Raw genomic sequence first — 15995 nt, forward strand, 5'->3', positions numbered from 1 at the left:
CGCCGGGTTTAATACTCCCTCCATCTGTGGTGGCACTTCGTGCACTCGTAAATGCGCGTCTCTGGCTCGTCCGCGGCCCGGGTCTGCCTGAGCACCCAGTAGGCCTCGCGCTGCCCGCACTTCGGGCACTCGGTGTCGTGCGTCGTGGGAAGGAGGCCAGCGTCCCCCTCAATAATAAGCGTCTCGCGGCTGTGGCACTCCTCCCTCACCGTCCTACGCTCGCCGTCGGAGACCTCCCTCTGGCACCCGCAGCGGCTGCAGCAGAGCCGGCCCTCCCGGGGGTGCATCAGCGCCCCGCACTCAGGACAGAACATCGGGCGCTCGAAGGGTTTTCTTCTATATATTGATTTGCGGGGAGCCCGGGCCCGCGGTATCCGAGGAACTCGGGCCGCGCACCCGCAAAGAGGGGTGAGTGGACTAAGTCAGGGGAGGCAGGTCCACGCCGCAGTGGGGGCATTTGACGAATCTGAGCTTGACCTCCTTCCCGCAGGCCGGGCAGAGACGGGTCGGAGGCATAGCACCCGTGTAGACCTTTGGCTTCGATGGGGGAGAGGTGTAGCGTGGTTCTGCCTCCGCGCCCGGTATACTATATCCCTCTATAGGGCCCCGGCCAGCTGGATACGCAGGGACTGGGACCGCTCCCGGTGGCTGGGGAACGTACGGCTGGGTGGTTGCGGGTGCGGGAACTCCAGGCGGAGGGGGCGGGAGTGGGTAGGCAGGAACCACCGCGCCTTTTGGCGCGGAAGGGGTGGGCGGGGGCGGCGGAGGCGGGGGCGGAGCCTGCGCAGGACCAGGAGGCGCCTGGGTCACTGCTTCTGAAGGAGGGGCCTGAGGCGCAGGCCTTTCTGCTTTCTCCTCTTTGCCTTCAGCGGCGGCCGGCTCCTCCCTTCTACGAGCACGCGCGGCGGCACCTGCAGCGGCGACGACAGCTAGGACGAGGACGACGATTGTAATTAGCATCCAGTCAGGCTGCTCCTTTGCGGGCGCGGGAGGGGATGCGATCGGGACGCTGATTGAGAGAAGCTCGCTCATCTCAGACCCTTCTCCATCCATGCACCAAAGGAGCACGGGCTCCCGCACCGAGGCACCCTGGGGGGCCGCTTTTACCGACCTCATATTGAATGACACGGTTGCCTTCTCACCGGGTGCAATGTCACCGGCGAGCAGGGCTGGAATCTCCGCGCTCAGGAACTCCCCGCCCTCTTTTAGTGGCTCGGGGGCCAGCGGCGGCTGCTTGAAGGGCAAGAGGCCCGGGACTGCGAGCGCCGGTAGGGCAACCCATACTCCCCGCGCCGTCTCACCTCCGGAGTTGAGGACCGTGACGCTCAGTGTGAACGGCTTTCCGGGAGGGACCTCAGAGGGGGTAAGGGTGATATTGACAATAGAGAGTCTGGGCGGTGCGGGGAGAATTCTGATAATGATGCTTCTCGAGAGCTCGAAAGCCTCGCCGGAAGCGAAGTACCTCCCGCTAAGCGAGGCCTCTATCTCGTAGCTACCGGGGGAGGACGAGGGGTCTATAAGAGCATTAATGGTGGTTTCAAGCTCAGAGAGGGGCTGGAGGGCGCTGATGCGTCTCTCGGGGAGCCAGCTCGAGTTGCTGTCTAGAGGGCTGATGAGGGGGGTGGGGGGACCCGCCCGGAGTCTCAATGTGATATCGGAGAGGAGAGCGCCGCCTGAGTTAATCAATTTGACCGGAATTTTAACGGAGCTGCCGGCGCCCGGAACCGCGGATGGCAGGACGGCACCGGAGGCTATGGAGAGCAAGGGGCCAAAGACCGAGAACCTCACAGGAATCTTCAGCTCCGTGCCTATGGGGAGACCCGTGTCGGCGTTCGTGCCGTTCAGCCTGAGGGTCAGCGCCTGTAGGCCCGAGGGTGTGCTCCTGTTGAGGCTGGCGAGGAACACAAGAGGGACCTCCTCTCCTGGGTCGAGGAGCGATACGTGAACCGGCTCCAAGGTCTTCGATAGCGGGCTGAGGGGGTTGACGAGCGGGGTACCCGGACCCGCTAGCAGGGTCAGCTCCGCCGACCGAATTGCGAAGCTCTCCTCGTTCCGGACAGAGAGCTTTATCGATATCCCCTCCGACTCGCCGCTCGGATTGAGTACGATGGGTGGGAGAGAGACCACGGCGAGTGAGGTCTGGAGGTCCCTCACTTCGAGCTCAATGTATGGGGCGCGGCCCCTCAGAATTTTGAACAGAGCATCGTTCATTGGGACCAGCGTCGAGGCTCCACCAAGCGCACCCTCATTCTCGTAGTACCCGGAGTAGGTAAGTGTTAGCCTGTGGGTCCCTGGGGGTATCGAGCCCAAGACCCTAAGTGGGAAGAGCGCTGTGGTGGTGGAGCCAGCGGGGATGGAGCTCAAGGTGCAGCTCGGCACGCCGGGAACCCTCTTTCCGCTCCCATCGTACCCCATCCCATCCCCCATAAAAAAGCTGGATGCGTCCAAGGTTACCTTCACCAGCTTCAGGTCTGTATTCCCCTCGTTGCTTAGATGGACTGTCAGGTTGAATGACTCAATCCCTTGGTAAATAATTGAAGGCGAGGTCGAGGTTGCGTTGAGGAGGGGAGTGTATTCGAGCCTGAATGTCAGGGGAATTCCCTCCTCCGCGGCCGCAACCCCGTTTACGCCGCCGTCCCAATTACGATCTTTAATATATTGGAGACGGAGAGTGATGTTGGCGCGCTGTGCGTCGTAGACCCCGGGGGGTGTGACTGAGACGTCCACCCTGAAGAAGAAAACCGTGCAGTCCGAGACACTGTTTGCGCTGGAGGTGAGAGTGGTGGTCCCTGAGGGTGCGAGCTGTAGGGGGCTAGTTTGGGGCACCACCAGCGTTGCGATCACAGAGGACAAAGAACCCGCAAGTGGTGTGACAGGAACCCCGATGAGCTGGAACCTCGCGCTCGCGTAAAGTGGCATCGGGTTCAGGCTCTCGTCCAGCACCTCCGGTGCCCCGACCTGCACATTGGAAGCGATTTCCAACCGGATATTGCTCTCTTCCTCGGTTTGCCTCGTGGACCACTCGGGTCCGAGCACGGGATCCCAGGAGGTCTGGAAAACGTATGAAACAGCGACCGATACGTTGTATCTGCCGGCCCTGGCTCCCAGCCCCTTCACATCCAGAGAAAGACCAGTCAGGGTGAGATAGTTCCTTGGCTCGCCGATATGCCCGAGCATGTAGCCATCGCCCCCATTGTCGTCCCTGGCTACGTCCCAAGTTACGGGCGATTCGGCAGCTTGGAGTCGGTTCCCCTTCTCGTCCAGCACTGCCCTCACCTCGATGGTGAGGTTGTAGAGCCTTTCGTCCCCGTTTGCCGAGTTTCCGTCAGAGGCGCGGAGGTTGCGGAGCGTCACGGCCAGCGACACGTTCTGATCACCGATGCGTAACGGCGAGGTTGGCAGGGACCAGTCGGTGACGACAACCCAATCATCACCATTCTCGTTCGGGCCCCTCCCTCCGGCCCCCTGACAGGGGGAAAGTGGAAGAAGCGGAATGAGGCCCAGCACAAGGATAGTCAGAGCGGTCAGAGACGAACCCAAGCGCCTGGTCTGTATCCGGTTCTTCATCCGTTCACAGCCCCTTCCATAATTTTTGTATATGTGCTCGATGGGTTAATAAGGATTGTCAATCCTCCTCTCCCCATACATCACCCGGCTTCGCCATCGCTGCCAACCCATGCCTGACTTTGACAGCCACGCCCCTCTTGAATGACATCATCTCATCCCTCACCATCACCGTTCTTCCTACAGCGACGAGCCTGTCCTCCCTGTCCACCACCAATGCCTCCTCTCCGGGCCTGAGCTCAGGGTCGCAATCAAGGACGAACCTCGCGAAGACGCTCCTCCCCTGTGCGGCATACTCAGCAGCTTCTGCATTTACAGAAACGCGCAGTCGGGGAGGGGGGAAGTAGCGCCTGAGCCTCTCGCCACCCGCGAGCCTCAAAGAGAAGAGGCCGTCGCTGGCCCTGAGGGACATCACGTGCTCTCCGTCAACCATTACCCGTCTCACCCTGCCCGTGCTGGGCGATTTGATGAGCTCGACCCTTCCCTTCAGGAGAGCCTGTGCGGCCCCCGCTCCGAACTGCATATCCGCTGTGGCGACGACGGCGAGAAGGTCGAGGTCGGGTGGGGGCCCCGTTCGGGGTCGCACAAGCATCTCAAGGTTAGTCAATGTGTTCTCCCCTTCCCAGACGATTGAGAACTTCGACTTGAGACCGTGGGAGAAGCGCTCCATTACTTTTCTGATACCAGCGAGCGACTCCGCGTCGAGTTCTTCGGGAACTACGGACTGGGCAATTGGGTACATGTGGTCGAGCTCTAGCGGAACCGGCCCGAAGAAAGAGGTCACTACGAAACGTGCGTCCCAGCGCTCCGATATCCTCGCCACTGCCTCGGCATAGTGCCTGGAGTAGGGCCGGGGCCCCTCAGGAAAGCACACTGTGACCTCGCACTCTGGCTGGCTGTATCTCTCGAAAAGGCGACACCGCCACCTCACGACTTCCGGCCTGAGCGAGGACTCCGGTCCCTTGTAAAAAAACGCCCCTGGCCTTGAAACCGAAGCGTACCTCTCGAGGTAGTCGGAATACTTCCCGAGTCTCCTCAGAGCATCCAGGAGGGCGGGATGGGCCCTGCACCTTTCCTCGACAAGTTCCCACAAGTTTCCCTCGAGAATCGCCTGCCTGACCGCCCTGAGCTCGGAGAAGCAGAGGTGGAGGTTGTGCTCGGCCAGGAGGCGCTCCCTCTCCTTTTCCTCCATACCCATCAGCTCCGTGGGCGTGGTAGAGGTGCAGACGGGGCAGGGGCAAGGGAGGTGGGAGAGATCTCTGAGATGTCTGGTCCCGCCAGGCAACATATACCTGCCGTCGCGTGCGTATTTGGCATAGGAGGCCGAGTCGAATGTGTCGCACCCCAGAAGGGTTGCTAGTGGTAATGTCATCGGGTGGCCTGCACCGAAGAGGTGGATAGGCCTCGACGGGTTGAGAACCATCCGAGAGGAGACGATTAAATCCACGAGCTCAGCAAAACGGTAGGACTCCATCAGAGGCACAACTCCCCCTATGCCCTGCAGCGCGCATTCCAGCCCCGCCACCGCCTCAGCCGCTTTCTTCCTCAGGTGAGGGAAGACCCCACCCTGCACCGTGAGGACAAGGCCCTGGCCTGTCTTCACCTCTCGAAAGCGCTCTGAGGCCTCGCGAGCCCTCCGTAGGTTCTCCGTTAGCTCCTCCGCCACCCTGTTCTCAGGAGCGTCGGGCCCCGAGAAGAGGTCGAGCATGGTGCAGAGGTCTGAGCCAATTTCGAGCTGGAAGTCGAGAATCTCCTTTTGGTCGACACCCACGCCGCCGTAGACATACTCCTGAAATGTGCCCGAATCGGTCATCACTGGGCCGTCGAAGCCGAGAAGGTCGTGCACACCCTCGCGCCGCGCTCTCTCCCGCAGCTCGGGGCTAGAATGGATGATGTAAGAGTTGGTGATGACGATTGGAACGCCGAATTTGCGCTTGAGCTCTGTTGCGGGAATCATTGTCTGGCCCGGGTGAATCACTGGAAGCAGCGCGGGTGTCTCAACCACCCCATGTGGGGTTTCGAGGCGACCGATCCTGGCAAGACCATCCCTAGCCTTCATCTCGAAACGGGTCATCCCTCGCCCCCCCTTCTCAATTCTCTGTGACAGAAGTCCCAGAGGATGGAGGGGTCGGCTAGGACCTCTGAGCGCATCCATGCGCGTAGGGGGGCCATCAGGGTCCTTTTGAGCTCATGAGCGCTGAACCTCCTCGCCTCTTCTACATATATCGTATATACGCCTTTTGCGCCGGCCAGACCGGATCTCAGGTAATCTCTACCCTCCTCGAGGACAAACGCCACCTGAACATAGGTCCTGCCGCGCAGCCTGCGCAGCTCTGCCTTGAGCGTGTGCCTGTAGGGAAAAACGCTCTCCTCCAGCGAGGCCTCCCTCAGTGCGGAGAAATTGAAACCATCCCTAAACCTGTAGCGCTTTCGGCCCTCGTAGATTACGAAATCCCACTGCCAGGGACTCATCCTGAGCTCTCGGCCAAGGTCTACAGCGAAGCGAATCCAGATGTTGAAGAATATTTCCAGCACCCCCCTCATAACCCTCTCACGTTGCGCGGGCGTGATGTCCTCGGCGCTCCTCCCAATCTCCTCGGCTGAGAGCCTCTCCAGTTCCCTGTCGAGCAACCTGAGCCCCTGGGCCGTCGCTTTGGTCGCTCTATCGCCGGCCCTTATTCTGACACCGGACCCTCTCCGTGGCTTCATCCCCGTCACAAAATTGTGATGGGTCTGCGGGTTAATAAACATGAGAGTGCGGGAGCGAGGGGAGTCAATAGAACGTAAAGTCCCCAAAGTAAAGCCTTATATTTCTCTAATTACATGTCGTTTTCCGGTGTAGAGGTGGTGTAGGTATGAAGTCTCTAATCGACAGTGCTCTCACGCGCACTGGCCTACCGGAACAGGCTCAGGCCCCGACGCCCGAGACGCCGGACGACAAGGAGCTGATGGAGCTGATTGAGGGGCTCAAGCTCTCCATCAAGGTGTTCGGGTGCGGTGGCGGTGGCTCAAACACGATAACAAGGCTGATGAACGAGGGCGTCGTCGGCGCGGAACTCATCGCCTGCAATACTGACGCTAGGCATCTTCTCAACACCCACGCGCACAAGAAGATTCTTCTTGGAAGGAAGGTAACAAAGGGGCTCGGCGCGGGGGGCGAGCCAGCAATGGGCGAGCAGTCCGCAAGGGAGGCCGAGGAGGAGCTGAAGAAGGCAGTGGCCGGGGCACACATCGTATTCATCGCCGCCGGGCTAGGTGGCGGAACCGGCACCGGCTCCGCTCCAATCGTAGCCCAGCTCGCCAAGCAGGCCGGTGCAATGGTTATCGCTTTCGTCACGAAGCCGTTCAAGGGCGAGGGGCGCAGGAGGATGGAGGAGGCGGACGCGGGTCTTGCTAGGCTGAGCGCCGTCGCGGACACCGTCGTCGTGATATCCAACGACAAACTACTTGAAATGGCGCCGAAGCTGCCCATCAACCAGGCCTTCCTCGTCCTCGACGAGCTGCTGATGGACTCGATGAAGTCCATAATCGAGTTAGTGACGAAGCCGGGCCTAGTCAATCTGGACTACAACGACCTTAAGACCATCATTGACGGTGGCGGGGTCTCGGTGATGGGGCTAGGGGAGTCGGACGCCCCCGGGGGGGAGAGGGTAGACGAGGCCGTGAACGCCGTGCTCAACTGCCCTCTTCTGGAGTACGACATCCGCAACGCCACCGGAGCCCTCGTGAAGATCACCGGCGGTCCGGACATGACCCTGGCCGAGGCCGAGAGGGTCGCGGAGATAATCCAGTCCAAGGTCAACCCCAACACCCGGCTGATATGGGGCGCGGCGGTTGAGCCTGAGATGAAGGGCACGGTAAAGGTGATGCTCGTGGTCACGGGCGTCACATCGAAGCAGATTGTAGGCCGGACCGACCGCACAGCCATCCAGTATGCCGGAGCTGGGCAGAGCGGCCTCGACATCGTGCGCTGAATATTCACCCTTGGGGCGAGCGGTCGCGGAATCCGGCAGACTTACTCTCTCCGGTAGCTCAGGCATCCCCTCCTCCCACCACCCGCTGTCTGCGCCAGTCGATGATTATAACGACGAGCCCCGTCACAAGCACTGCAGCTAAAACAACCGCGAGCGGTGCCGGGCCGCGCTCCGTTTCGACATCGTAGTCCATCAGAACATACCTTGGGTTGTTAAAAGTCAGGTTGACCCTGAGCTCGAGGGAGTAGGCGGAGCCGTCGAAGGCGCGCGCTGCCAAGACGTGCCTTCCGTTCCTGTACTTCGAGGTGTCGAGCGGGAAAGCCCAAGCCTCGCCCTGTAGCGAGGCAGGGAACCAGGGGCCAGAGTCAATGGAAACCTCGACTGTGGCGACCGGCGGCGCGTCCGGTGCGCTCCACGCCACGCCTCTAACATAAAAGGTTCGGTTGAGGATTTGGCCCTCACGGGGCGCGGATATGCGGAGCTCGGGGAGGGGGTGGTTGGCGGCGAGGACTACATGGAGTATGAATTCCTGAACGACTGAGTAGGTGCCGTCCGAGACCAGGAGCCGCACTGTGTGTTCTCCGGTCTGGTTCAGGGAGGGTCTCCACCGCACAGTGCCGGTCAGGAAGTCAATGACCATGCCCTCTGGGAAGTCGGCAAGCGAGTAGCTGAGGAAATCGCCGTCTGGGTCGGAGGCGTGGACCTGATAGATATACTCGAATGTGGCGAATGCCTCGGAGTGTGGAACCGATGATATGGAGGGCGGTAGGTTGGCGGATGCGAGCGGCTGGGTCAATAATACACCCAGATAGAGGGCGGCGGTCAGCAAGGCCACTCGCGCCCGCGTCCGGCTCACATCCCTCATTCGTGCAGAAGTACGCTTCTCGGGATATTAATAATTGGTCATGTAGTGGTGAGTGAGTGGAGGTCGCAGAGGGTGTGCGCCTCTGGTATCCCATCGCTCGGCACCAATCGCAATGTATATATGCGGTGACCATGTTAGAGCGTGCCCGCCAGAGGGACTTGGTATGGTCCGCAAGCCGGGTAGGATGTACAGGGAGATCAAGAGCCAGGCTTACTGCCAGAAGAGGTACATGGGCGGCGTTCCCGCGCCGCGGATCACCCAATTCGACCTCGGCGCGCCGGCGCGGGACTTTGAGCTCACCCTGAGCCTTGTCGCGAAGGAGAGGTGCCAAATAAGGCACATCGCTCTCGAGGCCGCGCGAGTTGCGGTCAACAAAGTCCTGCAGAAGAGCGCGGGCAACGAGGGCTATCACCTGAAAATAAGAGTCTACCCCCATGTCGTCATCCGAGAGAACAAACAGGCGACTGGGGCGGGGGCAGACCGCGTTTCACAGGGTATGAGGGCATCTTTCGGGAAGGCCGTCGGCACTGTCGCGCGGGTCGAGGAGGGGCAGAAGCTCATCACAGTGAGGGTCAACAGAGAGCACTTCCTCTCTGCGAAGGAGGCCCTCAGGTCTGGAGCGGTCAAGCTCCCCACGCCGACCAGGATTATAATAGAGAAGGGAGCGGAACTCGTAGCCTGAGACTGGCCTGAGGTCCTTCTTCATCAATCGCACCCGATTTCCTGACCCTGAACCTCCGCGACTTCCTATCCATTACCTCAGCCCAACACCAGGCTTCCCATACCCCCCTTCCGGCCATTCCCCACCACGGTTCATCAGCAGCGGCCTTCTACTGTACTCCTTTTCCTCCAACATCGCCACTGCCGCGGCCGCCTCACTCCTCCCTCTCGCTCTCTTGGAGCCTCCTCAGCTCGGCCTGGGCCTTCTCTATGTTCTTCTTTGCACCAATGGCCTCAAATGTGTGGAGTGCTCTGGTGATCAGCCTCCGGGCCTCCCGCTTGTCCCCCTGCATGGCGCAGGTGATGCCGAATTCTAATAGGTGCTCGCCGAGGGTAAAGGGCAGGTTCAGCTCTTCGATGACCCTGGTGCTCTCCAAGAAGCACTTGCGTGCCATTTCCCACTCCTCCGCGTTGCGGAATATCAAGCCCCGTCTCATCATTATCGAGGCTATCATTACCTTCTCGTCGAGCTTCTCAAAAATCGCAATCGAGCTGTCGAGGTGGTCCATAGCGGTCTCCAAGTCCCCGGCGCGTGCGAAGCACTCCCCCAGACTGGCAAGGGTGTAGCCGACCTGTCTGATGTTGCCGCTCTTCTTCGCAGCCTCCACGCTCTTCTGGAAGAGCTCGAGAGCGGCGTCGTAGTGGCCGGCCCTCATTTCGGTCAGTCCCAAGTCGTTGTAGGCCCGCGCCATCTCGAGAGGGTCTCCGATCTCAAGCGCGAGCGCGAGGCCCTTTTCATAGCACTCCCTCGCCTTGAGAGCCTCGCCCATGTTCGTGTAGATGTTCCCAAGAAGGCTCATCGCCATCGCCCTGAGGTACTTCTCTCCGCCATCGCCCAGAATCGAGAGGCAGCGCTCCCCTTCCTCGAGCGCCTTCTGATATTCGCCCTGCCTCCAGTGCATTGTGCCGAGCGCAAGGTGGGTGCTGGCCAGCCCAGTGGGGTCGCCGAGGGCGGTGTAGATCTCGAGGCTCTTCTGCAGGTTCTCGGCCGCCTGGGCCCAGTCGCTCCGCTTCTCCTGTATCTCGCCCATCCTGAGATGGCTCAGAGCGCGGCAGCTGTCGCTCCCGCTTTCCTCCCCGAGCTTGATAACTTCGGCGAACTCCTCAAGGGCTCTGTTCCACTCCCCGATGATGTAGTGCACATTCCCGAGAGAGACCAGAACCTCCTCTTCAAGCCTGATGTTCTCAGGAGTGGGCTCGAGCTTCTCGAGCGCCTCCAGGGCGGAGCTGTAGTATCGGGCAGCCTCGTCGAGAGCGTAGCTCTGAAGCGCCTTGTGACCCGCTTCCGCGAAGTATCTTGCCCCACGGGGTAGGTCACCGGCTCCGGCGTAGTGGTAGGCCATGGCATAGATGTGCTCGTCGATTCTGTCCGCATAGAGCTTTTCGATGGCCGCGGCGGCCTTCCTGTGCAGGGTTCGCCTTCTTGTGCGGCTTAGGTTCTCGTAGACAACCTCTCGTAAAAGCGTGTGAGTGAACCGGTAAATTCCCTCTCCGGAACTGGCTCCCTCAGAGACCAGGTGCGCTTCTTTAAGCCTTCCTAGGGCCTCCTTGAGCTCACCTTCATCCATATCGGAGAGGGCGCGGAGCTCCTCGAACGTGAAATCGTCGCCGAGTACAGATGCGCTTTCTAGAGCGCGGGCGGCCGAGCTCTCCAGACCCGAGACGCGCTGGGCGATGACGGCCCTTACAGTCGAGGGGATGGAGACGGAGGAGAGGTCGAGCCTTTCTGGCCATGTGGCGTCGCCGGGGTTTATGACCCGCTGCTCTACTAGGCTCTTCACCACCTCCTCCACAAAGTAGGGGTTCCCCCCGGTTCTCCGGAAAATAGCCTCCACAAAGCCCTCGGGGAGGTCGGGCCGGCCGAGGAGTATGGAAAGTAAATGCCTGGTCTCCCTCAGCCCCAGCCGGCGCAGGGCGAGGTTGGCCGAGACGCCCTCGCGGGCTATCCTAGCGATGGCCTGGGTCAGGGGGTGCGGCTTCCCATCAATGACCGCCAGCTCCTCCGGTCTGTAGGCTGCGACGATCAGGACCCTAGAGGAGCGTATGCTCCTCACAACATGCGTGAGCAGCTGGAGGGTGGCCATGTCGGCCCAGTGGAGCTCATCTATGAAGAAAAGGAGGGGCCTGGTCCGTGCGATCCCCATGATAATCGATGATATCGCCTCGAACATCCTGTCCCTCTCCCTCCCGAGGTCTATCCTGCGGAGCTGCTCCGCAATATCGACGCTCCTCCTATCCCTCTCCTCTATCCAGTCCTCGGGACCCCCCTCCATCACCGAAAGCCCCATCGGGGCCGTCTCCTTCACCCCCAGCTCGATACCGGTAGCTATGGTCAGCGGGAGGTCAGTCCCCCTCCAGTCGGTTTCTTTCCTCTTGCTTGAAAGCTCCCTGAGCGCGTCGAGGAACGGCAGATAGGGGTCTGCGCCCTCCCTGTAGAGGCACCTGCCGTGCATGTAGAGCACGCCCATCTCGCGGGCATAGGAGGCGAGCTCCTCAACGAGCCGGGTCTTGCCTATCCCCGCCTCGCCAGAGAGGAAAATGATGCGCCCCTTGCCCTGAATGGCCTCATCGAGAAGCTTCTTTAAGAAGGCCAGCTCGTCGTCCCTCCCTACGATCTTCCTCGCGTGCATCACTCCACGACCGCGTGAATGCCCTTGTGCGACTATAAATGATTTTGCGCGCGTTATCCGTCGGACTATTTCCTGCCCTTCATCAACCGTTTCTCGAGAGCCCGGACCCTTCTTGCGAAGGCCGCGGCCCGCCTCGCATCGCCCTTCTCCTTCCACATATCGGAGAGCTCGTGTAGCGCGGCCATCAGGTCCCCCGGAGTTCCGAGTCTCTCGAACGCGGCGGCGGCCCTGCCCAGCCATTCCTCCGCCTTTTCCCAGTTTCGCCTCGCTCTGTGGACCATGCCGAAGCCGAGGTGATTATAGGCGATGCCGTGCTCATCGCCCAGCCTCTCGAATATTTCGAGGGATTTCTTAAAGAGCTCCTCGGCCCTGTCCGTCTCCCCCTTTTTCACATAGACCTCTCCCAGACTGTGGTATATCGGACCGAGCTCTCTATAGTTGCCCTGCGAAAGCGCCTCCTCCTCCGCAGTCCGCAGAAACTCCAGCGCCTCTTCCAGCCTGCCCTGTCGCCTGAGAATCTCCCAGGCAAGGCAATTCTTCGCCCTCACAGCCTCCGAGAGCTCTCCCGTGGCCATGGCGAGCTCGATGCTGCTCCGAAATTGCTTCTCTGCCTCCTCAAACCGGCCGAGAGAAGCCAGAACCCGTCCCATCTCTATTCCCGCCGAGGCCTCCAGCACCCTGTCACCGGCAGCGCGGGCGGCGGCGATGCTCTTCCTGCAGAACTCAGCCGCCAGGTGAAGGCTCCCCTCCCTCCAGAGAACACGCCCCAGGCCGTGATAGGCCCTAGCCACCCCCCTCCTGTACCTGGCGCGCTTGGAGAGCGCTAGACACCTCCTGAAACTCGTCTCCGCCTCCCGCCAGCGATTCCTTTTCTGCTGTATCCAGCCGATGTGGTAGTGCGCCTCTGCCCTCCGCACCGGTGGAGCGCTCCTGAGAGCGCTGGAGTAGAGCTCGAGCGCCCCGTCCCAGTCGCCGAGGATATCGCTCACCCTGGCCCTGAGAAAGAGGAGCTTCTTACCCTCGCGCTTCTGAAGTGCGCCATCTAGCTCTTCGAAGAAGCGCCTGAGCTCTCCCGCGAATCCCGCCGCGAGCAGCTCCTCTCCGTGCCTAGTCAAGAGCGCAATTGCGCCTTTAGTATCGCCGGCGCGGAGTGTGTGGTGAATGAGCTCCAAGCGTGCTGCGCGTGTCCTGACACCCGCGTAGTATTTCGCTGCTTGTTGGTGAAGATTCCTTCTTTCGTAAGGGTTGGTCCGGGAGTAGAAGAAGTCGCGGACGAAATCGTGGATGTCGTATCTTCCGTCCGGTGACTCGTGAAGGAGGGACCGCGAGACCAGACCGGAAAGGGTCTCGAAGGTGAGTTCTGGGAGATAGAGAAGGGCCTCCGCGGGAGCTGGGTATCTGTGAACCGACGCCATTCGGAGGAGCGCGAGTTCATGCTGGTTAAGGCGGGCCGAGATTTCCTCCTCTATGTACTTATTAATGTTAGTCCTCTCCTCACCTTCCACCGACCCGGGAGTGTAGAGTTGCAGCGCTAGCGGATGTCCTCCCGTTGTGAGAAAGGCCCTCTTGTGGTAAACGGGATTCACCCTTCTCGCCGCAAGCAGCTCGTAGCTGGAGCTCTCGTCCAGCCCGTCCAGCTCCAGCTCGGCAACGGTCCTCTTCACCACGACATCGCTCCGGCCGTAGAACCTCCGGAGCTGGCGCGTAACGAGAAGGACTCTGATGCCCTCGCTGATTTCAAGCAGCTCCGTTAGCAGAGAGAAGCAAGGAAGAAAAGCGTCCGAGGCCTTGTGGACGTCATCGAAGACCAGCAGAGCCTTCAGGCCCCGGGCGCTGTCTCTCACGAGACAGCAGACCTCGTCCAGGTCGATTTCTGGTTTAGAGGCGAGGTAAGCCCTGAGCTTCCGCCTGCCCTCTCGCATTAGGAATTCTGAGAAAGGGGTGAGGAGACTCCGGAGAGTGTCCCACTCGTGGAATCGATACCAGAAGACCGGGCGGGAGGTGCGAAGCTCCTCGACGAGCTTCGCCGCCAGCGCGGTTTTCCCTATCCCGGCGACGCCGTGGAGAATCACCATTTTCTTCTCTTCGAGAAGACGCTTGAGGGTCTCCAGCTCCCCCTTCCTTCCGACGAACGGGCTGGGAACGGGAGAGACCATCGTCTCTGTCTCCGGGGCACGCCCCTGGGCTTCAAGCCTCTCATGGTCCAGAGTCCCGTCCGGACGAATCGCGCGGGCGATTTCTACGAGCGAGTGCCGGTGCCCCAGCAGTCTCGCTAGCTCGCGTAGGGGAATCAACCTCTCGACGCCACTCTCAGTCACCTTCACGGGAATTCCTTCCGCCCTCTCTTTGAGTGCAATGGCTACAGCCTCTCCGGCTGGTGTGAGGAAGTAGACTTTCCTTCTCTCTTGGACACCATCGACGCGCCGCTTCGTCTCTGAGGCGAGCCCCTTCTGAACCAGTCTGCGTACGGCTCGGGAGACGTGGTCCTGTCCCGTACCGATAGCCTCAGCTATGCCATACTGCGTCGTTCCCCACGGGGCCTCGAACTCATTAGGAGGTCTAGAGAACCGGAGGAGATGGACGAGTATCCACTCTTCAACTGTCAGATTCCCACGAGCGGGAGCTGAGCGCACGGGGGTGAGTAGCTCCTGAGGATAATAGTGTTTTTGGTCAGTTGGAGGGCCGGAATTCCACACCCAAGAGCCGCCGCCGATTGCTCGCGCTTAGGGGCCAGCGAGGAGCAAAGGAAGTACTAAAAGACCAATAATAATATATATGTTGAAACCTAAAAGGGGCTGGCCGGTAGGTAGAATGCCTCCGTCCGAGAAAAAAGGATTTTTTCGGCACTAGTCGTGGCCGTGCTCCTCGCCGGATGCCTCGGCTACGCCCTTTACCCAAAGCCCGGCCCGAGCTCGGGGCCACGAGGGACTGGGGAGGAGACTTTGCCGCCGGGAATAGTGTGGGAGCCGATATATGCATTCAACAAGCAGGGCTACGAGCCGGGCATAGCGATGGACTCAAAGGGCTACATGTACTATACCGCCCACAAGAACCTCGACGACAAGAGCTCCTAGGACTATCTCGCATCGTGGTTTTTCGTCGGCACGCCAGATGGAAAGCGCTGGCGCTCGCCATCAGAGCCGTTCCCGCGCGGCAACCTATGGAAGACCTATCTAGGCGAGGAGGGCGACATAGCGATTGACGCTAGGGACAACGTGTATTTCGTGGATACACATCTCATCGACAACCACATACATGTCTGGTCGGACCAGCGCCAGTACAGGTACTCGGTCAGGGTCCAGAAGACGGCCGGGCTGGACGACCGGCCCTGGATAGCAGCTCAGGGGGACGGCATCGTTCACTATCTAGGCAACAACGGAGTCGAGGTCAGGGGAGGGCGCTACTGGTACTACCGCTCGACCAACGGCGCCCGAACATTCACCGCCGGCGAGCCAGTGCCGGGCAACGGCTGGGGCCTCATCGATGCCGAGAGGTACGGGAGTCATGTCTATATAATATCGGAAACTGAAGTAGGTGCCGAGGCCGATATCGTAGTGTATGTCAGTGACGACATGGGCGCGACCTGGGACTTTGGAAACCCGATCACGATCGCCCACCGGGATGGTCCGGGGAGGGAATATCCAGTCATCAGCGCGGGCTCCAACGGGACCGTCTGGGCGCTCTGGAACGACGGCAGCAATGGAGAGGAGAATGGGACACGCATCTTCGCCGCCTGGAGCTACGACTACGGGCGGAGCTGGAACTACTCCGACATCACACCTTTCAGGGCCTTCATCGACTACCCAACAATCAATGTAGGCCCAGACGGCTCTGTGGGGGTGGCGCTCTACGCAACAACAACCCTCCCGGTCTCAGACCAGAGCGAGTGGCATGTCTGCGGAGGAATGCTGAGACCAGGGCCCGATGGGAGGATAGCCGTCGACGAGAATCCTACTTGGAAAGACGACCTCCCCTCGCCCTTTGGCCACCCGCGCACCCTGCGCTTCAACTTCACGAGAGGCGAGGAGGGGCCAGTCTACGTGGGCTCCAACCTGCACGCCCTCCACGACTTCTTCGAGATTGTGGTCGGACATGACGGCTACCTCAACGTCGCGTACCAGCAATACATCGGTCCCGAGAACGGGCACAGCGAGCTATTCTTCGTCAGAGGGACGCTGCCGTCGAGCCCTACTAGAGCCCCTTAGGCTTCTAAATGCAATCGCAACATATAGGAGCGCCGTG

The 15995-nt window shown here is 60.5% G+C and carries 11 protein-coding genes; 4 read left to right on the top strand and 7 right to left on the bottom strand.

What is annotated here, in order from left to right:
• Positions 1-8: 8 nt before the first annotated feature.
• The 4 genes from QW379_03325 to QW379_03340 all read right to left on the bottom strand — a co-directional run bounded on the left by QW379_03325 (position 9) and on the right by QW379_03340 (position 6282).
• Positions 9-314, bottom strand: a complete 306-nt coding sequence (locus QW379_03325) for a transcription factor S (protein MEM2869438.1) — start codon at positions 312-314, stop codon at positions 9-11.
• A 103-nt stretch (positions 315-417) separates the two neighbouring features.
• Positions 418-3567: a hypothetical protein gene (locus QW379_03330; GenBank protein MEM2869439.1), complete on the bottom strand. Its 3150-nt coding sequence runs from the start codon at positions 3565-3567 to the stop codon at positions 418-420.
• A gap of 58 nt (positions 3568-3625) precedes the next feature.
• Entirely contained in the window at positions 3626-5638 is a 2013-nt protein-coding gene (gene tgtA, locus QW379_03335; GenBank protein ID MEM2869440.1) for a tRNA guanosine(15) transglycosylase TgtA, read from the bottom strand.
• Entirely contained in the window at positions 5635-6282 is a 648-nt protein-coding gene (locus QW379_03340; protein MEM2869441.1) for a hypothetical protein, read from the bottom strand. Before QW379_03340 ends, tgtA begins: the two co-directional genes overlap by 4 nt.
• A gap of 137 nt (positions 6283-6419) precedes the next feature.
• On the opposite strand from QW379_03340, the gene ftsZ reads away from it, so the two are divergent.
• Positions 6420-7538, top strand: a complete 1119-nt coding sequence (ftsZ, locus tag QW379_03345; protein MEM2869442.1) for a cell division protein FtsZ — start codon at positions 6420-6422, stop codon at positions 7536-7538.
• Positions 7539-7596: 58 nt separating this feature from the next.
• On the opposite strand, the gene QW379_03350 is transcribed toward ftsZ, so the two are convergent.
• On the bottom strand, positions 7597-8403 hold the full coding sequence (locus tag QW379_03350; protein MEM2869443.1) for a putative Ig domain-containing protein: 807 nt from the start codon (positions 8401-8403) through the stop codon (positions 7597-7599).
• A 163-nt stretch (positions 8404-8566) separates the two neighbouring features.
• Between QW379_03350 and QW379_03355 the strand changes: the two genes are divergently transcribed.
• Positions 8567-9085, top strand: coding sequence for a 50S ribosomal protein L16 (locus QW379_03355; protein MEM2869444.1), 519 nt, complete (start codon positions 8567-8569; stop codon positions 9083-9085).
• A gap of 193 nt (positions 9086-9278) precedes the next feature.
• On the opposite strand, the gene QW379_03360 is transcribed toward QW379_03355, so the two are convergent.
• Positions 9279-11753 carry a tetratricopeptide repeat protein gene (locus QW379_03360; GenBank protein MEM2869445.1) on the bottom strand — a complete coding sequence of 825 codons (2475 nt, stop codon included), beginning with the start codon at positions 11751-11753 and terminating at the stop codon, positions 9279-9281.
• Positions 11754-11818: 65 nt separating this feature from the next.
• Complete coding sequence (locus QW379_03365) at positions 11819-14386, bottom strand: tetratricopeptide repeat protein (protein MEM2869446.1); 2568 nt, start codon at positions 14384-14386, stop codon at positions 11819-11821.
• A gap of 219 nt (positions 14387-14605) precedes the next feature.
• Between QW379_03365 and QW379_03370 the strand changes: the two genes are divergently transcribed.
• Both QW379_03370 and QW379_03375 read left to right on the top strand, forming a co-directional pair.
• A complete protein-coding gene (locus QW379_03370) occupies positions 14606-14827 on the top strand; it encodes a hypothetical protein (protein MEM2869447.1) in 222 nt (73 codons plus the stop codon).
• 150 nt (positions 14828-14977) lie between these two features.
• Positions 14978-15958: a sialidase family protein gene (locus QW379_03375; protein ID MEM2869448.1), complete on the top strand. Its 981-nt coding sequence runs from the start codon at positions 14978-14980 to the stop codon at positions 15956-15958.
• Positions 15959-15995 lie beyond the last annotated feature (37 nt).

This window comes from Thermoplasmata archaeon, from assembly GCA_038851035.1.
Classification (GTDB): Archaea; Thermoplasmatota; DTKX01; order VGTL01; family VGTL01; genus JAWCLH01.

Excerpts from the sequence above, each read along its gene's own strand:
- QW379_03355 (MEM2869444.1), top strand. The coding sequence starts at position 8,567 with ATGGTCCGCAAGCCGGGTAGGATGTACAGGGAGATCAAGAGCCAGGCT.
- ftsZ (MEM2869442.1), top strand. The coding sequence starts at position 6,420 with ATGAAGTCTCTAATCGACAGTGCTCTCACGCGCACTGGCCTACCGGAA.
- QW379_03360 (MEM2869445.1), bottom strand. The coding sequence starts at position 11,753 with ATGCACGCGAGGAAGATCGTAGGGAGGGACGACGAGCTGGCCTTCTTA.
- QW379_03325 (MEM2869438.1), bottom strand. The coding sequence starts at position 314 with ATGTTCTGTCCTGAGTGCGGGGCGCTGATGCACCCCCGGGAGGGCCGG.
- QW379_03350 (MEM2869443.1), bottom strand. The coding sequence starts at position 8,403 with ATGAGGGATGTGAGCCGGACGCGGGCGCGAGTGGCCTTGCTGACCGCC.
- tgtA (MEM2869440.1), bottom strand. The coding sequence starts at position 5,638 with ATGACCCGTTTCGAGATGAAGGCTAGGGATGGTCTTGCCAGGATCGGT.
- QW379_03330 (MEM2869439.1), bottom strand. The coding sequence starts at position 3,567 with ATGAAGAACCGGATACAGACCAGGCGCTTGGGTTCGTCTCTGACCGCT.